This is a genomic window from Veillonella parvula (assembly GCF_902810435.1).
Lineage (GTDB): Bacteria > Bacillota > Negativicutes > Veillonellales > Veillonellaceae > Veillonella.
Genome location: NZ_LR778174.1, coordinates 1,757,206 through 1,776,201, shown reverse-complemented (window position 1 = coordinate 1,776,201; position 18,996 = coordinate 1,757,206). Strand labels below are relative to the sequence as shown.

Annotated in this window: 14 protein-coding genes and 5 tRNA genes; 18 read left to right on the top strand and 1 reads right to left on the bottom strand. The window is 40.8% G+C overall.

All coding sequences use genetic code 11. The features are described from left to right. The first annotated feature begins 8 nt into the window (after nt 1-8). A complete protein-coding gene (locus FNLLGLLA_RS08180) occupies nt 9-1,772 on the top strand; it encodes an LPO_1073/Vpar_1526 family protein (protein WP_174892359.1) in 1,764 nt (587 codons plus the stop codon). Nucleotides 1,773-1,937: 165 nt separating this feature from the next. On the opposite strand, the gene FNLLGLLA_RS08175 is transcribed toward FNLLGLLA_RS08180, so the two are convergent. After that, nucleotides 1,938-2,663, bottom strand: coding sequence for a Crp/Fnr family transcriptional regulator (locus FNLLGLLA_RS08175; RefSeq protein WP_004695080.1), 726 nt, complete (start codon nt 2,661-2,663; stop codon nt 1,938-1,940). 272 nt (nt 2,664-2,935) lie between these two features. On the opposite strand from FNLLGLLA_RS08175, the gene hcp reads away from it, so the two are divergent. The 17 genes from hcp to FNLLGLLA_RS08090 all read left to right on the top strand — a co-directional run bounded on the left by hcp (nt 2,936) and on the right by FNLLGLLA_RS08090 (nt 18,726). Further along, nucleotides 2,936-4,501: a hydroxylamine reductase gene (gene hcp, locus FNLLGLLA_RS08170; RefSeq protein WP_004695081.1), complete on the top strand. Its 1,566-nt coding sequence runs from the start codon at nt 2,936-2,938 to the stop codon at nt 4,499-4,501. 553 nt (nt 4,502-5,054) lie between these two features. After that, nucleotides 5,055-5,717 carry an L-serine ammonia-lyase, iron-sulfur-dependent subunit beta gene (gene sdaAB / locus FNLLGLLA_RS08165; protein ID WP_058948093.1) on the top strand — a complete coding sequence of 221 codons (663 nt, stop codon included), beginning with the start codon at nt 5,055-5,057 and terminating at the stop codon, nt 5,715-5,717. Nucleotides 5,718-5,728: 11 nt separating this feature from the next. Next, nucleotides 5,729-6,601, top strand: a complete 873-nt coding sequence (gene sdaAA, locus FNLLGLLA_RS08160; RefSeq protein WP_080563433.1) for an L-serine ammonia-lyase, iron-sulfur-dependent, subunit alpha — start codon at nt 5,729-5,731, stop codon at nt 6,599-6,601. Between the two features lie 69 nt (nt 6,602-6,670). Beyond that, nucleotides 6,671-8,089: a CCA tRNA nucleotidyltransferase gene (locus tag FNLLGLLA_RS08155; RefSeq protein ID WP_174892358.1), complete on the top strand. Its 1,419-nt coding sequence runs from the start codon at nt 6,671-6,673 to the stop codon at nt 8,087-8,089. Continuing rightward, nucleotides 8,089-10,056: a penicillin-binding transpeptidase domain-containing protein gene (locus FNLLGLLA_RS08150; protein ID WP_174892438.1), complete on the top strand. Its 1,968-nt coding sequence runs from the start codon at nt 8,089-8,091 to the stop codon at nt 10,054-10,056. The genes FNLLGLLA_RS08155 and FNLLGLLA_RS08150 overlap by 1 nt, the downstream gene beginning before the upstream one ends. A 100-nt stretch (nt 10,057-10,156) precedes the next feature. Further along, entirely contained in the window at nt 10,157-10,984 is an 828-nt protein-coding gene (locus FNLLGLLA_RS08145; RefSeq protein WP_004695088.1) for a bifunctional 5,10-methylenetetrahydrofolate dehydrogenase/5,10-methenyltetrahydrofolate cyclohydrolase, read from the top strand. Next, nucleotides 10,977-11,318 (top strand): hydrogenase maturation nickel metallochaperone HypA/HybF, encoded by a 342-nt coding sequence (locus FNLLGLLA_RS08140; protein WP_008714928.1) that lies wholly within the window; start codon nt 10,977-10,979, stop codon nt 11,316-11,318. The genes FNLLGLLA_RS08145 and FNLLGLLA_RS08140 overlap by 8 nt, the downstream gene beginning before the upstream one ends. A gap of 15 nt (nt 11,319-11,333) precedes the next feature. Next, complete coding sequence (hypB, locus tag FNLLGLLA_RS08135) at nt 11,334-11,987, top strand: hydrogenase nickel incorporation protein HypB (RefSeq protein ID WP_004697543.1); 654 nt, start codon at nt 11,334-11,336, stop codon at nt 11,985-11,987. After that, complete coding sequence (locus FNLLGLLA_RS08130; RefSeq protein WP_004697547.1) at nt 11,984-13,405, top strand: hypothetical protein; 1,422 nt, start codon at nt 11,984-11,986, stop codon at nt 13,403-13,405. The genes hypB and FNLLGLLA_RS08130 overlap by 4 nt, the downstream gene beginning before the upstream one ends. Before the next feature lie 28 nt (nt 13,406-13,433). Continuing rightward, complete coding sequence (gene brxF, locus FNLLGLLA_RS08125) at nt 13,434-13,898, top strand: BREX-3 system P-loop-containing protein BrxF (protein ID WP_004695092.1); 465 nt, start codon at nt 13,434-13,436, stop codon at nt 13,896-13,898. Nucleotides 13,899-14,344: 446 nt separating this feature from the next. Next, nucleotides 14,345-14,420 (top strand) — tRNA-Thr (locus FNLLGLLA_RS08120). 10 nt (nt 14,421-14,430) lie between these two features. After that, nucleotides 14,431-14,515: transfer RNA gene (locus tag FNLLGLLA_RS08115), tRNA-Tyr, on the top strand. Nucleotides 14,516-14,520: 5 nt separating this feature from the next. Further along, a tRNA-Met gene (locus FNLLGLLA_RS08110) sits at nt 14,521-14,596 on the top strand. Nucleotides 14,597-14,627: 31 nt separating this feature from the next. Further along, nucleotides 14,628-14,703, top strand: a tRNA-Thr gene (locus FNLLGLLA_RS08105). A gap of 5 nt (nt 14,704-14,708) precedes the next feature. Continuing rightward, nucleotides 14,709-14,785 (top strand) — tRNA-Met (locus FNLLGLLA_RS08100). Nucleotides 14,786-14,965: 180 nt separating this feature from the next. Then, on the top strand, nt 14,966-16,153 hold the full coding sequence (gene tuf / locus FNLLGLLA_RS08095; protein ID WP_012864763.1) for an elongation factor Tu: 1,188 nt from the start codon (nt 14,966-14,968) through the stop codon (nt 16,151-16,153). Nucleotides 16,154-16,488: 335 nt separating this feature from the next. Further along, entirely contained in the window at nt 16,489-18,726 is a 2,238-nt protein-coding gene (locus FNLLGLLA_RS08090; RefSeq protein ID WP_004693527.1) for a nitric-oxide reductase large subunit, read from the top strand. Nucleotides 18,727-18,996: the final 270 nt, after the last annotated feature.

Sequence of the window (18,996 nt, the reverse complement as noted above, 5' to 3'; positions counted from 1 at the left end):
GGGATAGTATGTCAAACCTAATACCGTATTTTGTATTAGCCGTCGTGGCATTGGGATTCTTTGCTGTTTGCTATGCTGTATTTAGCGGTGGTGATGGTGAAAGTAAGGCAAAAGAAAAATCCTATAAAAACATAAGTAATAAAAATAATCTTAAAGAGCATCATGATGTTATATTTGCAACGGAGTCGCAAGAGGGCAATGTAACAATCACACATACGAGTGGAACTAATGTATATACTGCATCAATTCCGGATACAGTTGAAACGGTGGTCGGTGAAGAGCGAGAACCGGCTGAACCTCTGGTTGATCCTATAGATACCTCTTATAATAGAAGAAGTACTCTAAAGTCTAATTCAAGTCATGTTTCAGAGGGAGAATATGCGTTAGCATTAGGTTCGGATAATGGAACACCAATAGGATCGGATAATGGCACACCAATAGGGGATGAAACCATTGTGATGACAGCCGTATCAGATCTTAAGCAAGCTAATCAAGCTAATCAAGGTGTTACTCCGTTGGTGGATAAAACTATTGTCCTCGATGTTGTTACAGATGAATTTCTCAATAACGCAAACTCTGTTGAAGATACAATTGCTATGGGTGAATCTGTGGAAGCCTTTGAAGCTGATGAAGCGGATAGCATAGATGCTACGCAGATGATAGGTGGTGCGAACGAAATACAAACCGCGGAAGGCCCATCGGTATTAGATGAAACGCGTTTGTTTGATGCTTCTGAAATTGAAGCACAATTGGCGGCAACAAGTTTAAATGAAGAGGAGGAACCGCATGGTCAATGGGCAAAAGCGGCGCATGAGGATAAATGCGTTGAGTTGGCTATAGCACCATTTGTTCATTCCTTTGGGGTGTTACATGGTGATACGCAACACTATGTAGAATCTATTACAAGAGATGCTTTAGCAGCTCTCAATATTACAAAAATTGTTGAAGTGAATGCATTACTAGAGAATATTGTTATTCAAGAAGCGTTGATGAGTATGCAAAAGGCATATGCCGCTACAAATACAGAGTGGATGAAGTCCGCTGCGTTAGGTGCTTTTCTAGATGTGGTTCAATCTCCTAAATCTAGTACGCCATACCTCGTAGCTTTTGATGCATTACGTGTATTACCTCATTTAACATTAGGTCACTTCCAAGTTATGGCCTTAACATTATTGTTACAATATTCTAGAAACTCTAATAACTATGGATTGATTCATTTCCAACATTATGTGGAAAAATATATTGAGCCATTCATCTCTGATTTGCCTCGAAATGATTCCTTCTATCGCCAGCTAGACTATTTACGCTGTACACAAGAAGAACAAGAGCCTATCACTTTATGCCAAGTGTTGTCTAATTCATATCCGTTTGTATTTAACTATCGTGGTTTTTCTAAGGAAGAACTCTTCCGTGCTACAGATGGTCATGGTGTAGATCCACGTTATGTGGTGCGTAGCTTGAATTCCAATCTTTATAAATTAGCCTTGGTAGATGAGTCTTTGGCACCACAATTCTTTAGACAAACACGAATTTCTAATGCGATGGTTCAACGTGATCTTTTAGCTCTGATGAAGAGCAAACCTACTGCTTTCAGGGGCCAAGAGGCGCGTGATATTATGGATGATATTTCACCGGTTCTATTGGACTTAGCTGATGTCTTTGATAGCACGCCAATGTCTAAAATTAGCTTAACATTGTTAGGCCTTTACTTAGGCCGTGCTCATGTGAAAGCAACCATTGGTGAAGAATTTGATTTGTCTCATTGGTTCTAATTTACAATTTTAAACACTATATAGTTTAAAAAATTATATTATATAGTTATTAATATGGGTATATACTTAAAACCGTTATATACTTTATGAGTCGTGTAATAAAAAAGTCTCTCAAGATAATCTTGAGAGACTTTTTAGTTTGTTAAATTTAATAGCCATTAAGTATTAAAAGGTGTTAAAGCCGAATTCTTCAATGTCTTCAATGTTTTTAATTGTTACGGTGCGCCCTGTAATATCAATGAGACCTTCATCGCGAAGGCGCCCTAGTTCACGGCTAAGGGCTGTGCGAGATACATTGAGTACCTCAGCCATTTGCTCGCGGTTATGGGGTAATTGAATTGTGTTAGAATGCTGACGTTTATAAATATCTGTTAAGTACGCAAAAATCTTTTCGCGCATCCCTTTTAATGTGAGGTAGTGGACTTTTCTGGTTAATAGAATTGCTTTTTCAGATAAATCCTCTAATAGATTAGATAGGATTTTAGTTTGGCATTGATGACAATCCGGCAATGTTTTAATAAAGGTTTCAAGCGGAATAAACATAATTTTAGTTGCTTTTGTTGCCTTAATGGTAGCAGGCCATAAAGGCTGTTTACTAAATAGTAGTGCTTCTCCGAAAATATCTGATTGTTCTAAGTTTGCCATAATAACCCGTTGGCCCATGACATTTTCACGAGTTAGTAAAGCGCTGCCCTCAAGGATGACGCCGATACCCTCCATAGGATCTCCAGCGAGGGCTATAAAATCGTTTTTTTTGTAACTGTGGATGATAACTTTGGCATTATTTAAATAGCCACGCAGCTCTGGCTCTCCTAATGTATTGAATAAAGGACATTTCACGAGGGTGGGCATATACTGATTAATGATATCGTTTGAAAGTATTTGTTTCATAGGCACCTCCGGTGTGATAAAGTCTATAGCAATTAAAAATGATTATTGTATAATAAAAGTATAAGACCGAATGGTCTACCTGTTCCATAAGGGGAGTCAGGAAAATTTTTGAAAAAGTTTTTATTTGTTGCTCAAGCTACAGAAATTGTATCATCTTTACGTTATACTTTCAAATGTAATCAATCAGACAACTGATAAAACATCAGTGTAATGTATAGGTTTTATATTATCTAGCTTGACTGCGAGGAAGTCTCGCAAAGGAGGATTTTCAAATGAGCATGTTCTGTTATCAATGCGAACAATCTGCAGCACCAGGTGGCTGTACTGTACAAGGTGTATGTGGTAAAACTGCACCAGTTGCTAACTTACAAGACGAATTAACTGCTGCCTTAGTTGGCTTGGCTCGCGCTTTAGACGTAAAGGGTCATACTAAAGAAGGTATCGATTATATTATGCGCGGTTTGTTCATGTGTGTAACAAACGTAAACTTCTCTGAAGACCGCGTTCAAGAATTCATTGACGAAGTAAATGCTTACCATGCAAAAGTGGATAGCGCTCAACAAAACTTTGATTGGGAACAATTGTGGAAAGGTGAAGAAGACATCGTATCCCTTCGCTCCACATTATTGTTAGGTATGCGCGGTATGGCTGCATACGCATGGCATGCTGCTCGCCTTGGCTTCCACGATGCTGATGTTGACGCTTGGTTTGTTAAAGGCATGGTAGAATTCGCTAAAGATCACAGCGCTGAAGAATGGCTTGATCTTTTGATGGAATTTGGTCAAATTAACTTGAAATGTATGGCTGTTCTTGATAAAGCTAATACTGAAACATATGGTACACCTGTACCAACTACAGTTCCTTTGACTGTAGAACCAGGTCCTTTCATCGTTGTAACTGGTCATGACCTTCATGACTTGAAACAATTATTGGAACAAACTGATGGTAAAGGTGTAAATATCTATACTCATGGTGAAATGTTGCCTTGCCACGCTTATCCTGAATTGAAGAAACATCCTCAATTGAAAGGTAACTTCGGTACAGCATGGCAAAACCAACAAAAAGAATTTGTTGATGTTCCTGGCGCATTCTTGTTCACTACAAACTGCATTATGCCACCAAAAGAAAACTACAAAGCTAATATCTTCACTACAGATATGGTAGGTTTCGATGGTTGTGCACATATCGAAGAAAAAGAAGATGGTACTAAAGACTTCTCCGCAGTTATCAACCGTGCTATCGAATTGGGCGGCTACAAAGAAGCTCAAGAATTCACTGGTATCAACGGTGGTCATGAAGTAACTACTGGTTTCGGTCATGGCACAGTATTGGGTATTGCTGATAAAGTAATTGATGCTGTAAAAGCTGGCGCTATTAAACACTTCTTCTTGGTAGGTGGTTGTGACGGTGCTAAAGTAGGCCGTAACTACTACACTGAATTCGTTAAACAAACTCCAAATGATACTGTAGTATTGACATTGGCTTGTGGTAAATTCCGTTTCAACGACATGAACATCGGCGAAATCGGTGGTATCCCTCGTATCCTTGATATGGGTCAATGTAACGATGCTTACTCCGCTATTCAAGTAGCAGTAGCTTTAGCTGGTGCATTTGAATGTGATGTAAACGACTTGCCATTGACATTGGTATTGTCCTGGTACGAACAAAAAGCGGTATGTATCTTGTTAACATTGTTAGCATTGGGTATCCGTAACATTTACATCGGACCTTCCTTGCCTAAATTCTTCTCCAGCAATGTATTGAACATTTTGGTAGAAAAATTCCAATTACATCCAATTACAACTCCAGAAGCTGACATGAAAGCTATCTTGGGCTAATAGGATCTATTAATCTGTTAACTACAGTCCTACGTCCCCTCTCTTTTATGATTTAGGACTGTTGTTATAAATAACGCACTTAGGGTTATCCTTAGGTGCGTTTTTTTTACTATTATTGTGAAAGCTATCTATCGAGTGTTTGTTTATTGATGGGGCCTGACAGTATTGCGACAACTAGATTACTAATGGGCATAACCTATCTCATGCCTCCATACTCAGCGTAAGTCGGCCCTCAATAGGTTATGCCCATTAGTAAAACGTTTCTGAAATATAAGTCCCATCAATATACAAACTCATAAAATAGCTTTCATCAGAATAGTGAGGTGAGGGGGAGATGTCGCTGCATAAGTATAGTCTTTCCTTTTTATAACTGTAGATATAGATGCGTCCCATCAATATACAAAGTTTTAGAACAGCTTTCACAAGAATAGTAGTCCTCTGTAGACAAACAAATATGCCTCTAATGTGCATATAGACAAGGCTCGATATTGGTTGCTATACTATAGGTGAAATAGGATTTTTTCACATGGTTTATGTGTATATAGAGGTATGTATGAACAGTATTTTTGATATTATAGGGCCTATTATGATTGGTCCGTCTAGTTCGCATACAGCGGGTGCTGCTCGGCTAGGCAAGATGGCGCGTTGTATTTTTCGTGCTACTCCTAAAAAGGTAGATTTAACATTATATGGATCTTTTGCAAAAACTTATAAAGGGCATGGTACGGATCGTGCTTTGATTGGCGGCTTATTAGGTTATAAAGAGGATGATGCGAACATCCGAGTTGCCCATGAATTAGCGAAAAAAGAGGGGATGGAGTTTTCTTTTATTGAGTCTCCTCTTGATGTAGGGCATCCGAATGTGGTGCGTTTTGATATGTATGATGAACATAATCGTCATATGACTGTTATTGGTCGCTCTCTCGGCGGTGGTCAGATTATGATTACCGAAGTAGATGGAAATGATATGTCCATTACAGGAGATGAGTTTACGCTCGTTGTGTTCCATGAGGATAGACCTGGTGCGATTTCTCTTGTGAGCCAAGCATTGAGCGAGTCCGATATTAACATCGCTACGATGCGCGTATTCCGTAAGGGCAAGCATAAGGATGCAGTCATGGTTATTACTACAGATACGGTGGTAAATCCTATTACAGTTCAGTTTATGCGCGAGTTTCCAGGCATCCAGGATGTGATGACCTTTGAAGCATTATAGGAGGGCGAATGATGAGTTATGCATATGATACAATTGCAGATATTATTCGCCTAGGTGAGGAAAACAATATTTCTTTTGGCGATGTAGTATTGCGTTATGAATTAGAGAATTACGACCGCAGTGAAGATGCGGTTGTTCATGAAATAGAAAATCGCTTAGATATTTTTGAAAGCTCCATTCAAGATGGCATAGCTTATGCGGAGAAAACGGCTTCTGGTATGTCCGGTGGTCAAGCGGCACAGCTTAATGGGCAAACACCTCGTTTTATGAGCGATATTGCGTATAAGGCAATGACGTATGCTATTGCTGTAAATGAGGCAAATGCAAAGATGTTCCGCATTGTTGCTTGTCCTACGGCGGGCTCTTGTGGTGTTATGCCTGGTGCGGTGAAAGCCGTAGCAGACCACTACCAATTAGAGAGAGCCACAGTTGTAAAAGGCTTCTTAGCTGCGTCCGGTATTGGTAATGTAGTAGCAAATCGCGCTTGTGTTGCTGGTGCTGTTGGCGGTTGCCAAGCGGAAATTGGTACGGCTGCGTGTATGGCAGCAGGAGCGATTGTCGAAATGATGGGCGGTTCACCACGTCAAGTAGGTCATGCTATCGCATTGTGCATGAAAAATCTATTGGGGCTTGCTTGTGATCCGGTAGCAGGGCTCGTAGAGGTGCCATGTGTTAAGCGTAATGGCTTTTATGCAGTCCATGCTATTACTGCATCTGAAATGGCGTTAATGAATATTGAAAGCCAAATTCCACCAGATGAAGTTATCGAAGCGATGAATAATATAGGCCGTGCTATGCCGGCAGCATTGCGTGAAACAAGTGATGGCGGTCTTGCGGTGACACCGACAGGTACAGCTATTGCAGAACGAGTGCAATCCTTATAAGGATTGCACTTTTTTCATGCTTTCATTTGTAGTAAAATAAAGATTAGACTAGTTCAGAAAGGAGCGTGTATGATGGAACAAGCAAATCGAATATTGACCGTATTAGAAGAAGCCGGCCATGAAGCTTATATCATAGGCGGCGCTGTGCGCGATATTTTGATGCATCAAAAGCCACATGACTTCGATATTGTGACGTCTGCACGTCCCGATACAGTGATTGAGGTTCTTCGCGGTCATGATATTCAAACGACAGACCTCGTAGGAAAATCTTTTGGTGTAGTGGTAGCTACATTAGAGGGCAAGCAATACGAAATCGCTACATATAGAACAGAACGATATGGTGCAGATAGCCATCGTCCCGAAGAAATTACTTATGCCGATACCTTAGAAGAAGATGTGTTGCGTCGTGATTTTACTGTCAACGGCATGGCTATGAACCGTTATGGTGAAGTTATAGACCTTGTAGGTGGACGACGTGATATTAAACATAAGACGTTACGAACCATTGGTAATGCGCAGGAACGTTTTGAAGAAGATGCGTTACGATTATTTAGAGCGTGCCGTTTTGTGGCGAAGTTGGATTTTTTGCCGAGTAAAGACCTATTAGAGGCTATGCCCAAGGCTTTTCACCGCGTACCTGGCTTGTCTTTAGAACGTGTACGAAATGAGATTAATCGTCTCATGTTAGAGCCTGCGGTGGCTAAAGGCCTTGATGTCCTTGTTCAATCCCGCTTGGCAGAATGCTCTTGTCGTGTTGTAGAAAATGGTGCGGCTCGGGAGGTTCCCATCTTGCCTGAACTATATCATCTCGTGAATTTGCCCCAAGAAAAGGACTTTCATGAATTCGATGGTTGGTACCATACATTAGCCGTTGTGTCCCATACGGAGCCGGATTTGGTGTTGCGTTGGGGTGCCTTATTACATGATGTGGCAAAGGGAATGCCAGCGGTACGTGCTGTTATCAATGGACGCCTTACGGATCGTGGGCATGATACACTAGGAGCGGAGATGGCAGAAACGTTATTAACCCGACTAGGATATCCGGAGGCCTTTGTAAAACGCGTGGCGTGGATTGTGAAAAACCACATGCGCTTTCACTATTTTGTACAAAATGGCGATGCAAATGAGAAAAAATGGCTTCGCAAGGAAGCCCGTAGTGGTGAATTCCGAGATAGCCAAATTATGCGCACTGCATGGGAGCAATTAGCTAAGGTTTGTGCTGCCGATGTATTAGGTTGTGGGAAACCTTACTCGTCTACAGACGGAACATTAGCCTTTGGAGAATGTATGGCAGATCTTAGTTTAGAGATGCCTGTACATACCAAGGACTTAAATTATGACGAACGAGTGATTAAGCTCGCTGGGAAACAAGTAGGGGAAGGATTGCAGTATTTATTAGGTCAGGTACAAAATGGGGTTATTCCTAATAAACCAGATGCGCTATATGACGCATTAGACCATAAGTTACGCCGTCCAGTGGAGAAATGATGAATTTACTAAATAAAGCGTTGCGACGCATGAGTGGTTGGAGTCGTACTACTTGGTGTCTTGCCATTCTCATGACTGTTGCCTTTGTCCTCATAGGGCGTTTGGCACAGTTGCAGGTCTTTGATACATTTGACCTGGAGAAGAAAAATTTATTACAGGTTCAAGTAGATAGAAAATTACAATCACCGCGCGGTACGATCTATGACCGTAATGGTAAGCCTTTGGCGATGAGTGTGGTTACAAAATCTTTGTATGCGGATCCTAAGATGATTAAACAGTCTCCCCAAGAGATTGCGGAACTCATTTCGCCATATGTAACCATGTCAAAAGAAAATATTGTGAAAGCTCTGCAAGAGGATTCTGCCTTCGTATGGATTAATCGCATGATGGATGCGGACAAGTCTAAGGCGGTGGCACAAGTCATTAAGGAGAATAATATTGCGGGCCTTAACTTTGTGGAAGAGTCCAAACGTTATTACCCAAATGGTGTACTAGCGGCTCAAATACTAGGGTTTGTAGGCACCGATGATAAAGGCCTTGATGGCCTCGAAATGGTCCTTGATGAAGAGTTAAAGGGTGGTGTGCAGCAAGAAATCGTTGCTACTGATAACAAAGGTAATGCTATCTTTGGTTCCGTATTGTCCAAGTTCTTACCTGATAAGGGTAAAAGCGTAACATTAACAATCGATGCGACCATCCAATTTATTGCAGAACGTGCGCTTGATAAAGCGATGGCTGATACAGGGGCTAAACATGCTAGCGTTATTGTTATGGATCCTAAGACTGGTGAAATTCTTGCGATGGCAAATCGTCCAAGCTATGATCCTAACAATTATAACCAAAGTGGGGAAGAGGCTTTCAAAAATATTGCTGTTACTAACTTATACGAACCAGGTTCTACATTCAAACCAATCGTTGCATCTGCAGCTCTTGCGTCAGGAAAGTGGAAATTAGAAACCGTGTACAATGATAAAGGGGCCTTTGTAGCGAATGGTCATGTGATGAGAAACTGGAATGGTGAAGGTTATGGACCAGTTCGATTGCTAGATATCTTGAAGTATTCTATCAATACAGGTATGGCAGAAATTGGTACAACAACTGGAGCAGATATCCTTTCTAAATATGTACGCGATTATGGTTTTGGCTCTGAAACGGGCATTGAATTGCCTGGTGAAGGGGCAGGTATCCTGTATAATCCGGAAGATATGAGTAAGTTGGATGTAGCGACTATGTCTATCGGTCAAGGTATTGCGGTTACGCCGTTACAAATGGTACGTGCCTTTGGTGCTCTTTCTAATGGGGGTGCTATGATGCGTCCGCATATTATCAAGTCCTATAGTAATGCTCAAGGGGAAGTAACAAGCACTACCGAAAATACTGTAGTAGGTCAACCAGTGCCAGAGGAAACAGCAAAAACTATTGTAGATATCTTGGAAAAAGAGGTGTCTGAAGGCGGTGGTAACAAAGCGATGGTGGAAGGCTACCACTTCGGTGGTAAAACTGGTACCGCAGAAAAACTAGACACTAAACGTGGGGGCTATTTAGATGGTCAATACATTGCATCCTTTATCGGCTTTGGCCCTGTAGAGGATCCAAAATTTGTGGTCCTTGTAGCCATTGACGATCCTCAAAAAGGGTCTATTTATGGTGGACAAATTGCAGCGCCAGTATTTAAAGACATCGTGTCTCAACTTGTACGGTACTACCAATTGAGCCCATATGTTAAAGATAGTACTCCTGTAGCTGTTAAACCTAGCAATACATTACCAGAGCCACATCTTTCTGGTGATGGTTCCGTAACATTACCTAATTTTACGGGCTTCACCTATGGTGAGGTACGTGATTGGTTACATAAGGCGGGGCTTGCGTTTAAGCCAGATGGAACGGGTATTGCCGTTTCTCAAGATGAAAGTGGGGGCACTACTGTTCAACCCGGGACGGCAATTACCGTTCACTTTAGTAGATAATTAGAAATTATAGACAGTTCGTTATATAATAGAATAAGAGACTTTGGTGCCTCTCAGGAGGCACCTTTTTTATAAATAGTTTGAATGAATGGAGATACTTATGATCGAATTACGAGGGAAAGCGGTAGCAGATGCCCACAAGGCGATTTTACAAGAAAAAGTTGCAGCAGTAGGCAACTCTGTGATTACTATGGCAGTGTTACTTGTCGGTGAAGACCATGGCGCTCATATGTATGCTACATTTATGGAAAAAACAGCTAAAAATTTTGGCTATGGTTTTGTGCTAAAGCAATTGCCTGAAACGGCAACGCAAGATGAAGTAGTAGCGGCGTTGCATGAATTAAATACTGATCCATCTATTCATGGAATTTTACCGCTAATGCCAATGCCTAAACACATTGATACAGAAGCTCTTATCGATATGTTAGATCCTAAAAAAGATATTGATGGTCTTACAACATATAACATCGGTTTAGTAACAGCTGGTAAGGGTGGCTTTGCTCCTTGTACGGCTAAGGCTTGTATGGCTATTTTAAATCACTATAATATTCCTTTAGAAGGAAAACATGTGGTTGTAGTCGGTCGTAGCCAAGTTATCGGTAAACCTGTAGCGCTTATGGCACTCGCTGCACATGGTACTGTTACAATGTGCCATTCTAGAACTTCTGATCTAGTAGAGCAAGTAAAGCGTGGTGATATTATTATTGCTGCGGCTGGTCGTGCTCATATGATTACTGCTAATATGATTAAGCCTGGTGCTGTTGTTATTGATGTAGGTATTAATGAACTGGACGGCAAAACTGTAGGTGATGTTGATTATGATGCGGTAAAAGATATTGCATCTGCCATTACTCCTGTACCAGGAGGTGTTGGATCCGTAACAACGACAATGATGCTAGAAGCGGTATACGAGGCATATCATGCATGAGATGTCTATAGCAGAAGGTATTCTTGATGTAGCGCTCGATACCTTACGTCAACATGATGCGACAGTCATTCATTCTATTCAACTAGACTTAGGTTTAATGAGTGGGGTAGAACCGGATTCATTGCTATTTTGTTGGGAAGCCATTACGAAGGGAACACCTGCGGAAGGCTCACGCATAGAAATCAATACAGTTCCTATTGAAGGAAAGTGTTTAGATTGTGATAAAATATTTTTTGTAAAAAATTATACGTTTATTTGTCCTTATTGTGACAGCCATTTCGTACAAACTATAGGCGGTCGCGAGCTACAAGTGACCTCTATAGATATCGATTGATAGAAAGGTTAGGGCATGCAAGTTCAAGTTAAAACTAATGTACTGGCAAAAAACGATGCTATTGCAGAGTCCTTACAACAGTTGTTTAAGGAAAAGAATATATTTGTATTTAACCTGTTAGGTTCACCTGGGGCAGGTAAGACCTCCCTTTTGGAGGCAACCTTACAAGATTTAAAAAAGGATTATCGCTTAGCCGTTATTGAAGGCGATTTATTTACGGCAAAGGATGCCAAGCGCATTCATGAGTTGGGTGTGCCTGTTATCCAGATTAATACAGTTGGTGGGTGCCATCTCGATGCACAGATGATTCAAGATGCCTTAGGTGATCTTAATCTTGATGATCTCGATATGATTATTATTGAAAATGTAGGCAATTTAGTCTGCCCTGCGGAATTTGAGATTGGTGAAAGCATGAAAGTAACGATTTTATCTGTTACCGAAGGTGAAGATAAGCCCCTTAAGTATCCGTTAATCTTTAAAGAGTCTAAGGCCATCCTTATTAACAAGATTGATTTATTGCCTTATGTGCCTTTCAAAAAGGAGCAGGCAATACAAGATATCCGTAATTTAAATCCAAATGGAGAAATTTTTGAAGTAAGTTGCACGGCCCACAACGGTCTTGAAACATGGTTGAATTGGTTGCGTGCACAGTTGGAGAATAATCGATGAACTATTCTATGAAGAGCCGTATTGTAGCAGCCCTCCTTGTGGGCTTGTGTGCTACTACAATCAGTTATGCAGCAGAGCCTGCCATTTCCACTGTTAACCCAGTTGCAGTAGAAACTACTGATGACACTAACGTTGTAGCTCAAGATTCCGCTAATGCGAGCAATGATGGTAGTGTAGATGGAACTGGTGAGGTTGATAGCTTGTCTTACCTTGATAATGCACCAGTTAGAGTTGTTAAGCTAGACCCAAAAACGAAACAGGAAGGTTCTAAAACTGGATGGCTCGCAGAGCAAATGGCTGTAACTGAATTTGGTGATTCTATACAATTCTGGCAAGCGGCTAGTGAGAACGAAGGTCCTTTGCCGAGTATCACTCAGAATAATTTAGCTGATATTGGTAAGTCTTATACGGCAAACAGTTTACCGCCTTTAGGTTCTCAAGATGACTATGCTATTGGCACATACCGATTGGGGAATCAGTTTGAAGTCCCAAAAGATGTAGAAAAAACTGAGGTACGTGATAACTTTACTACGTATTACATGAAAGATGTAGCAGTAACTGTATATACTGGACCTGCTCAAGAATTGTTGGTTAACAATCAATTGCGCGGTCAAGGGGCGACTTACTTCTTTGAACCAAATACTATTACAAATATTCATAGTACGAAAAAAGGCGCTAATACAGTACGTGACATTGGCCCTGGTAGCACACGGATGGAATTGATATTTGCCTATGGCAGTCCTAATGCGATGTGGCGTGATAAGAAAAATGAGACGTATATTTTCCTTTATGAGGGGCATTCCGAAAATTCATTGCCTCAAAAAAAGGAGTTTAAGAGTCCTGTAGAGAATACAAATAGTAATAGCCAACAACAATCTATGCTTGGTCAGCAAAAAGAATATATTGCTTTCACCATTAAACAAAGCAATATAGAGGCTGTAGACATTATTAGTGGACAAGTATGGCCTAGGTTTGGATTGCCGAAAGCTGAAGTGTATGATTTTGAAGCTGGTACACTTACGGCTGATGATTTTGTATTGCGTGGTTTCAAGTTGAATGACCATTTTGTTAATGATCCTAATAATGATTGGAAACATCAAGGCATATTGTTTGGCTCCACATTTATTGGCTATAATGAATACGGTGTGAGTGTAGATAAAAAAGATCTTATCAATCGCGTATTATTAAATGTTTATACGCCTACACGTCGTGGAATCGCGATGGGTGATACCAAATATTTATTGCTCTTTGTGTATGGTATGCCAACTCGTATTGTTGAATCTACAACAAAGGCGGGGACGTCTACCGTATATGAATATAAAAATCCAGCGGCAAGCAACTCTTATTTACAGTTTGCCCTAGATGATAAAAACCAATATATCAAATCCGTTATGTTATCTGACCGTCCTGTAAAATAGGATAGGTCACAGCGAGGAGGCAAAGGGTATGGTTACTGTACAAGATGTAAAAGAACGTTGGGAAAAGATTCAAGGTGATGATGAACGTATATTGTTTATCGTTGGTGGTCCAGGTTCTGGTAAAAGTTTGCTAATTCGTGAATTGTCTGAGCAGAAGGGCTGGAAATACTTGGAAGCTAAGCAACTCATCGAGGAAGAGTTTTTGCTCGTGCCTCGTGATGAACGGCCTCAATTAGCGGAAGAAGTTATTTGCCGTGCTCTTAGCCGTAGCGATACGGAAGTAGTCTTGCTAGATGGCATTAATGTATTCTTTGCACCTATCTTAAATCTAAAACCATTTGAGTTGTTAAAAACTATTAGTAAGAAGTATCCTATTGTCGTTGGCTGGCGTGGACATATTGAAGGGGATCAGTTGTACTTAGAACATAACAATAATCCTAAACATGCTGTAGTTAGTATTGCACATCCAGATCATGTTATTGCAATCGACTAAATGTATGTTTGAACATATTGGTTGAATATAGGGAAAACTATAAATGTATAGAAGGAGATAGCGGGCTATCTCCTTTTTTAGTTATATAATTACAGTTATTAGGTAAAAAATATAGTTTTGTAATTTCCTATTATTTGATTTTAGTAAACCTGAAATATGGATGTTAGCAGACATGGACTGGTAAGGAATGAAACTATGTAAAGGTATATAAAGAATATACTAGTAAATAAAAGTTGATTACTGGATATATACTGAAAACGAGGCATTTTATAGAGGATTGATAAAATATAAATTTTTTTTGACAAAATACTTGCATAGGGTATCGTTTCATGTTATTATGATTAAGCACTAAGAGTGACCACAGTGAACGAAAAACTTCAAAAAAGTTTTTAAATGTTCTTGACACTTAGTGTGCTAGGTGATACAATTCATCTTGTCGTAATGATGCTGGCGTAGCTCAATAGGTAGAGCAGCTGACTTGTAATCAGCAGGTTGTGGGTTCAATTCCTATCGCCAGCTCCATTTTATTTATGGAGGGATTCCCGAGCGGCCAAAGGGAGCAGACTGTAAATCTGCCGTCTTCGACTTCGAAGGTTCGAATCCTTCTCCCTCCACCATTCATAGCGGGGTGGAGCAGTTGGTAGCTCGTCGGGCTCATAACCCGAAGGTCGCAGGTTCAAGTCCTGTCCCCGCAACCATAAAAACCACAGTGAAATGATCGTTCATTGTGCTGGTGTAGCTCAGTCGGCAGAGCGTATCCTTGGTAAGGATAAGGTCACCGGTTCAATCCCGGTCACTAGCTCCATACATGGCGGCATAGCTCAGTTGGCTAGAGCAATCGGTTCATACCCGGTGTGTCCGCGGTTCAAATCCGTGTGCCGCCACCATTAAACCTCACCTTGGTGGGGATTTTTTTATTTCTTTACATATGACATGCTATTCTAAGACTTTGTATATATGGTATAATAATAGGTAAGGAAATCTTATATTCCATTGATAAATTAGGGTTAATATATTATATTAATACTAGAATGTAATTTGTTTTTGTGAAGGAGGATATAATCCTAATGGCAAAAGAAAAATTTGAACGTACGAAACCGCATGTTAACATCGGTACAATCGGTCACGTTGACCATGGTAAAACTACTTTGACTGCTGCAATCACTAAAGTATTGGCTGAAAAAGGTCAAGCTGACTTCCAAGATTACAGCATGATCGATAAAGCTCCAGAAGAACGTGAACGCGGTATCACAATCAACACTGCACACGTTGAGTATGAAACTGCTAACCGTCACTATGCACACGTTGACTGCCCAGGCCATGCTGACTATGTTAAAAACATGATTACTGGTGCGGCTCAAATGGACGGCGCTATCTTGGTTGTATCCGCAGCTGACGGCCCTATGCCTCAAACTCGCGAACACATCTTGTTGGCTCGCCAAGTTGGTGTTCCTGCAATCGTAGTATTCTTGAACAAAGCTGACATGGTTGACGATGAAGAATTGATCGAATTGGTAGAAATGGAAGTTCGTGAACTTCTTTCTTCCTACGAATTCCCTGGCGACGAAGTACCTATCGTTGTAGGTTCCGCGTTGAAAGCTTTGGAAGGCGATGCTCAATATGTAGCTAAAATTGACGAATTGATGGACGCTGTAGACTCCTACATCCCAACACCAGTTCGTGACACTGATAAACCATTCTTGATGCCTGTGGAAGACGTTTTCACAATCACTGGTCGTGGTACAGTAGCAACTGGCCGTGTTGAACGTGGTCAAGTAAACGTTGGTGATACTGTTGAAGTAGTAGGCTTGAAAGAAAAAGCTGAACAATACGTAGTAACAGGTCTTGAAATGTTCCGTAAAGTGTTGGATTCTGCAGTAGCAGGTGACAACGTAGGTGCATTGCTTCGTGGTGTTGATCGTAAAGACATCGAACGTGGTCAAGTATTGGCTAAACCAGGTTCCATCAACCCACACACAAAATTCAAAGCAGAAGTATACGTATTGACTAAAGAAGAAGGTGGTCGTCATACTCCATTCTTCTCCAACTACCGTCCACAATTCTACTTCCGTACAACAGACGTAACAGGTGTTGTAAACCTTCCTGAAGGTGTAGAAATGTGTATGCCTGGCGATAACGTAACAATGGAAATCGAATTGATTACTCCAATCGCTATCGAAGAAGGTCTTCGCTTTGCGATCCGCGAAGGTGGCCATACAGTAGGCGCTGGCGTAGTAACAGAAATCGAAGGTTAATACAAGTTTATAGCTCAATGTATCGATACATTAGCTATATAATTGAATTTTAGACTCAATAAAAGGGACCCAATGGGTCCCTTTTATTTTGTATATATTGATGATTAAGAGTATAGAATTGAATCGCTAATATATTGAAACAATGATGATTTTGTAAGGTGATATATACGTTGTATTCAGGCTTCAAAGGATAATCATACTATTGATACAAATTGAGAAGAAATTTTAATATATTGTAACCTTAGATACAACTTTATTTATAAAATTAGTGTATATTATATATGAGGAGAGCATAGGCTCTCTTTTTGTGCTTTTATAGAAAAGGAGGTAATGTGATGGGCGAATACAAAAAGTATTGGATAGCCGTAGTAGCAGTTCTTATTATTGGATTCTCTATTCTTGGCTATTTGGGTACTGATGTATATCATCAAGCGCCACCGGTACCAACCGCGTATGTATCTCAAGATGGACAGGTTTTGTTCACTAAGGATGATATCTTACATGGTCAATCGGCTTGGCAATCTACAGGTGGTCAATCTGTAGGGACCGTACTAGGTCATGGCGCATATCAAGCCCCGGACTGGACAGCTGATTGGTTGCACAAAGAAGTGTCCGTAATGCTTGATATCAAGTCTCAAGAAGCTTTTGGTGTTCTTTATGAACAGTTAGGTGATGTGCAGAAAGCGGCTGTTAAAGAAGCAGTTAAAGCAGAGTACTTTAACAGTGCTGTTCGTGAAGATGGAACTGTTGTGCTTTCACCGGAACGTATTACAGCGATGAATTTAACCGGACAATATTTTATTGAACTGTATGGTGATAACCCTAAATTGTCCGAAACACGCGATCATTTTGCGATGAAAGACAATACGTTGCCAGAATTAAAAGATCGTATTGATATGGCACGATTCTTCTTCTGGACTACGTGGATGGCATCGACTCAACGCCCTGGTACAGATGCAACATACACCAACAATTGGCCTCACGAGCCATTGTTAGATCATAATCCAACACCGGAAAGCGTAGCTTGGTCTGTTGTGAGTGTTATTATTTTACTTTGTGGTATTGGTATTGTCGTATGGATGTGGGCATTCGGTCGCAAACAAGATGAACATGAATTAACACCACCTGCGGAAGATCCAATTTCCAAATTGCATCTCACACCATCTCAACGGTCTTTAGGAAAATATTTATTTACGATTTTGGCATTATTTTTACTCCAACTTGGTATGGGTGGTATCATTGCGCACTACACCGTAGAAGGACAGGCTTTCTATGGCATTCCATTGGCGCAGTATTTCCCATATTCTATTGCTCGTACTTGGCATATTCAAGCATCCTTGTTCTGGATTGCGATGGCATTCTTGAGTGCCGGTTTATTCTTGGCGCCGATTATTAATGGCGGTAAAGATCCTAAGTTCCAAAAATTGGGCGTGGATATTTTGTTCTGGGCACTCGTTGTGTTGGTAGTGGGTTCCTTTACAGGTACATATTTAGGTGTTGCTCATGAGATTCCGGCGTCTCTAAACTTCTACTTGGGTCACCAAGGATATGAGTTTATCGAGTTGGGGCGCGTATGGCAATGGATTGAATATATCGGCATTCTATTTTGGCTTGTACTCATGGTGCGCAGCATCATTGGTGCTTTCAAAAATAAAGGGGATAAAAACCTTATTGCTGCCTTTATTTTCTCCGTTGTGATGGTCGGTATTTTCTATGGACCAGGTCTTTTCTACGGAGAACACAGCCACTTGGCAATCATGGAATACTGGCGCTGGTGGGTTATTCACCTTTGGGTAGAAGGATTCTTTGAAGTATTCTCTACTACGTTGATGGCCTTTATTTTCGTAACACTTGGTCTCGTATCTTACCGTGCAGGTACCATAGCAGCGATTTCGTCCGGTGCCATTTACCTTATCGGCGGTATCCCTGGTACATTCCATCATCTTTATTTCACCGGTGTTACATCGACTATCGTGGCCACAGGGGCATCGTTCTCCGCGTTGGAAGTAGTGCCTCTTGTACTCTTGGGATATGAAGCGTTTGAAAATTATACACGCCTTCATAGTGCTCCTTGGATGCATCGACTAAAATGGCCTGTATACTGCTTCATTGCCGTATCCTTCTGGAACTTGGTGGGTGCAGGCATCTTCGGCTTCTTAATTAATATGCCGGTTTCCTTGTTCTATATTCAAGGTCTAAATACGACAGCTGTTCATGCTCATACGGCGTTGTTCGGCGTATACGGGTTCTTGAGTTTAGGCTTTGTATTCCTCATCGCTCGTTATATTCGACCTGAAGTGGAATTTAACGACAAGTTGATGAAATTCGGTTTCTGGGCATTGAATTGGGGCCTTGCGTTAATGGTTCTTATCAGTCTATTGCCAATTGGCTTGATTCAAAGTTGGGCAAGTGTTACACAAGGCTTATGGCTCGCTCGCAGTGAAGACTTTATGCAACAACCATTGTTACAAAATTTGCGTTGGCTTCGCATGGTTGGCGATACCATCATGATATTGGGGGCATTGGCCTTCTTCTGGCAAATCGTGAAAGTAACTTTCACAAAGAAACAGTAATAAACGAAGCAATAATAGTAAATATGTAATTATAATATTAAATATAATATATATAAGCTAACTATAAGCTAATATGACATGGCGTTCTTTGGGTAGACAAGGGGCGCCATTGTCTGTTATACTATCCATGTCAGGCATACGTGCCTGGCTTTTTTGAGTTGCTTAATTTCTTGACATCGCTTGCTACGTATGATATAGTTTTTTAGTATGTAGTCGAGCGTTTTCGAGTACAAGAGACAGATTAGTAAATATAAAGCGAGGTGTATCCGG